The organism is Acidovorax sp., assembly GCF_027492855.1.
Taxonomy (GTDB): domain Bacteria; phylum Pseudomonadota; class Gammaproteobacteria; order Burkholderiales; family Burkholderiaceae_C; genus Acidovorax.
The window spans coordinates 1-4,550 of the sequence record NZ_JAPUDY010000109.1 but is presented as its reverse complement, the minus strand read 5'-3'; the positions used below and the strand labels follow the sequence as shown (position 1 = coordinate 4,550).

2 protein-coding genes are annotated in these 4,550 nt (G+C 67.2%); both read left to right on the top strand.

The features are described from left to right. Positions 1-1,462 (top strand): xanthine dehydrogenase small subunit (gene xdhA / locus Q0105_RS21515; protein ID WP_298214971.1); only part of this gene is annotated, 1,462 nt, incomplete at its 5' end. Continuing rightward, a complete protein-coding gene (xdhB, locus tag Q0105_RS21510) occupies positions 1,459-3,804 on the top strand; it encodes a xanthine dehydrogenase molybdopterin binding subunit (RefSeq protein ID WP_298214969.1) in 2,346 nt (781 codons plus the stop codon). The genes xdhA and xdhB, both read left to right, overlap by 4 nt. The last annotated feature ends 746 nt before the right edge of the window (positions 3,805-4,550 follow it).

Here is a 4,550-nt window from a genome sequence, read left to right as displayed (position 1 = left end):
GGGCAATGTACCACCCGACCGCACTCTGCTGGAGGTGCTGCGCGAAGACCTGGGCTGCACCGGCACCAAGGAAGGCTGCGGCGAAGGCGACTGCGGCGCCTGCACCGTGGTGCTGGGCGAGGCCCGCGACGGCCAACTGCACTACAGCGCGGTCAACAGCTGCATCCGGCTCGCGCACTCGGTCAACGGTATGGCACTGTGGACGGTGGAAGACTTGGCGGAAGACCCGCTGATCCAGCCCGTGGGCGATGCGGCACCCGCTGTTCAACAAACCATCACGCTCCACCCCGCGCAGGAGGCGATGGTGCAGTGCCACGGCTCCCAGTGCGGTTTTTGCACACCGGGCTTTGTGATGAGCCTCTTCGGCATGTACCAAAACCATGTCTGCCATGGCGCTCCCATCACCCGCGAACTCGCGCAGGAAGAACTCTCGGGCAACCTGTGCCGCTGCACCGGCTACCGCCCCATTCTCGATGCCGCCCAGCAGATGGCATCACTGCCCGGCATGACGGTCAATGAATCCGAAGTGCTACAAAAATTAGAGCTGCTTGCGCTTGATCCATCAGCGCAAACGGCCCATTCTTCTTATATCGCCCCCACCAGCCAAGCCGCCTTGCTGGCCGCCCGCGCCGCCCACCCCGGCGCGCAGATCGTGGCGGGCTGCACCGACGTGGGGCTGTGGGTGACCAAGCAGCACAAGCAGTACACCCAGGTGATCGACGTGACGCGCGCGGCCGAGCTGCGGCAGGTGGCACAGCACACCGACGCCCTCCATATCGGCGCGGCCGTCAGCTTGACCGATGCGTTTGCTGCCCTCACCGCGCAGTGGCCGCAACTGCACCGTTTTGCCACGCGGTTCGCGGGGCTGCCGGTGCGCAACTCGGGCACGCTGGGCGGCAACGTGGCCAACGGCTCGCCGATTGGCGACTCCATGCCGCTGCTCATCGCCCTGCGCGCCCAGGTGGTGCTGGCCAGCCAGGCTCGGGGCGAGCGCCAGTTGCCGTTGGAAGACCTGTACACCGGCTACCGCCAGAACGTGATGGCACCCGACGAACTGCTGGTGCGCATCGTGGTGCCCCGCCCTTCGGCGCAAGAGCAGCTTCGTGCGTACAAAATTTCCAAGCGTTTTGACGACGACATCTCGGCAGTCTGCCTGGTGCTCAACCTCGACATCGTGGACGGCATGGTGCAGCGCGCCAGCATCGGCGCGGGCGGCGTGGCCGCCACCCCGGCCCGTGCGCGGCAGACCGAAGCCGCCCTGGTGGGCCAGCCCTGGACCGAGGCCACCGCACAGCGCGCCGCCGCCGTGCTGCAGGCTGAGTTCAGCCCCATCTCGGACATGCGCGCCAGCGGCGCCTACCGCCGCACGGTGCTGGGCAGCCTGCTGCAGCGCTACTGGCTCGAAAGCCAGGGCCTGCAAGCAGTGAGCCTGGACACCCTGACGCTGGAGGCCACCGTATGAACGCCCCCCACACCATCGCAGAGACGGCCCTGCCCTCGCCCACCCGGTCGGCCATGGGCCAGTCGCACATCCACGAAAGCGCCCGCGCCCAGGTGGCCGGTGCCGCGCACTACATCGACGACCTGCCCGAGGTAAAGGGCACGCTGTATGCGGCGCCCATCCTCTCGACCGTGGCGCACGGCACCTTGAACGGCGTGGACGCGAGCGCCGCGCTGGCCCTGCCGGGCGTGCGCGGCGTGGTGCTGGCGGCCGACGTGCCGGGCGACAAACTGCTCGCAGCCTTCGCGCACGACGAACCCGTGTTTGCCATCGATACCGTGCAGCACATCGGCCAGGTGATCGGCCTGGTGGTAGCCGATTCGGTGATGCAGGCGCGCCGCGCCGTGCGCGCCGTGCAGCTCGACATCACGCCCCTGCCCGCTGTGCTCACGGTGCAGGACGCACTCAAGACACAGAGCTATGTGCTGCCCCCCGTGTTTGTGCGCCGGGGCGATGCGGCGGCGGGCCTGGCGCAATCCACCCACCGCCTGAGCGGCGCATTCGAGGTGGGCGGGCAGGAGCATTTTTATCTCGAAGGCCAGATCGCCTACGCCATGCCGCTGGAGCAAAAGCAGTGGTGGATCTACTCCAGCACCCAGCACCCGGGCGAGGTGCAGCACTGGGTCGCGCACGCTTTGGGCATCGACAACCATGCGGTACGCGTGGAGTGCCGCCGCATGGGCGGCGGTTTCGGCGGCAAGGAGACCCAGGCCGGACACCTGGCCGTGTGGGCTGCTGTGGCGGCCAACAAACTGAGCCGCCCCATCAAGCTGCGGCTGGACCGGGACGAAGACTTCATGGTCACCGGCAAACGCCACCCGTTTGCCTACCAGTACGACGTGGGCTTTGACGACACCGGCCGCATCACCGGACTGAAACTGCACATGGCCGCCAACTGCGGCTTCAGCGCCGACCTGTCGGGCCCCGTGGCCGACCGCGCCGTGTTCCACAGCGACAACGCCTACTACCTGAGCGATGTCGAGATCGCCTCGTACCGCTGCAAGACCAACACCCAAAGTCACACCGCGTTCCGCGGTTTTGGCGGCCCGCAGGGCGTGATCGTGATCGAGGCCATCCTGGGCGACATCGCCCGCGCACTGGGCCTGGACGCACAGGACGTGCGCATGGTCAACCTGTACGGCAAGGACGCGAGCAGCGGCCGCAACGTCACCCACTACCAGATGGCGGTAGAGGACAACATCCTGCACGCGCTGATGCCCACGCTGGAGCAGACCTCGGGCTACCGCCAGCGCCAGGCCGAAATCGCCGCCTGGAACGCCGACAACCCGGTCATCAAGCGCGGCATCGCCATCACGCCGGTCAAGTTCGGCATCAGCTTCACGGCCACGTTGTTCAACCAGGCGGGCGCGCTGGTGCATGTGTACACCGACGGCAGCGTGCAGGTGAACCACGGCGGTACCGAAATGGGCCAGGGCCTGCACACCAAGGTGGCGCAGATCGTGGCCGACGAACTGGGCGTGCCGCTCGCGCGCGTACTGGTCACGGCCAGCGACACCAGCAAGGTGCCCAACGCCAGCGCCACGGCCGCCAGCAGCGGCACCGACCTGAACGGCCGCGCCGCGCAGTACGCTGCCCGCCATGTGCGCGACAACCTCGCCTCGTTCGTCTGCGGTCTGGACGGCTGCGGCGCGGGCGCCATCCAGTTCGCGGGCGGCCAGGTGATCTCGCCCAAAACGGTGCGCAGCTTCGATGCCGTGGTCAAGGAGGCCTACGCCAACCGCATCCAGTTGTGGAGCGACGGCTTCTACCGCACACCCAAGATTCACTACGACAAGACCACGCTCACGGGCCGGCCGTTTTATTACTTCAGCTACGGCGCGGCCTGCACCGAGGTGGCCATCGACACCCTCACCGGCGAGAGCCGCGTGCTGAAGGTGGACATCCTGCACGACGTGGGCCACAGCATCAACCCGGCCATCGACATCGGCCAGATCGAGGGCGGTTTTGTGCAGGGCATGGGCTGGCTCACGACCGAGCAGCTGGTGTGGAACGACAAGGGATACCTTGCCACCCACGCGCCCAGCACGTACAAGATCCCGGCCACGGGTGACATCCCGGCGCACTTCAAGGTAGACCTGTGGCCCGAGGCGAACCGCGAGGACAACGTGGGCGGCAGCAAGGCCGTGGGCGAGCCGCCGTTCATGCTGGCGATCAGCGTGTATGAGGCGCTGCGCAATGCGGTGGCAGCGGGGCGCGGGGGGGATGCGGCAGCGCCGGTGGTGCTGACTGCGCCTGCGACGGCGGAGAATGTGCTGAGGGCTTTGGGGCGGGTGGAGGTTTGAGGATTTTTGTGCTTCTTGCGCTTATCTATCAGGCCCCAGTAGCTATTATTTTTACAGCAAAATTCCGCCCCTACTGTTCGGGCTGAGCTTGTCGAAGCCTGGGCGTTTTCCTGCCCGTTCGGGCTGAGCTTGTCGAAGCCTGGGCTCGCTGGCTGGTTTGGGCCGTGTGCCTGCGTTCAGGGCGGGAGCTGGGGTGTGCGCCCGGCGGCGCAGTGGCTTTCTTTTGCTTCGCCAAAAGAAAGTCACCAAAGAAAAGGCGACCCTGCTGTCTGCGACCCCTTCGCTGCGCTGCGGGGCAACCTGGGGTGCTCGGTCACGGGGTGCACCGCAGAACTCACTTCGCTGCTACGCAGCTACGTTCGGACAACTGCGGTGAGTCAGTTCACGAAGCACGCGCGCTCCGACGCGCGTGCCACCCCGCGCCCTGCGCGCCCCAGGCGCATACAGAAGGGGACCCACGAATCGGACATCCCCACGGGCGCAAGCGCCACGCGCCGCGCAGGCGGGGCCGAGCGCAGCAATGGCCCGTATGGCTGTTTGGATGTTTGGCTTCCACCCCATCTGGCTGCGCCTGCGGCGGGGCGGTTGTGGGGTGAGCATGCGCGCAAGTGCGCGCATGCCTCGTCATCTGACTCGCCGTGGTTGTACGAGCGGCGCGCGCAGCGCACAGCGAGTTCCACGGCGCACCCCACAACCGCCCCGACGCAGGTTTGCCCCGTAGCGAAGCGCAGGGGTCGCAGACTGTG

Bases quoted from the DNA above. Each gene is read 5' to 3' on its own strand.
- xdhB (WP_298214969.1), top strand. From the start codon at position 1,459: ATGAACGCCCCCCACACCATCGCAGAGACGGCCCTGCCCTCGCCCACC.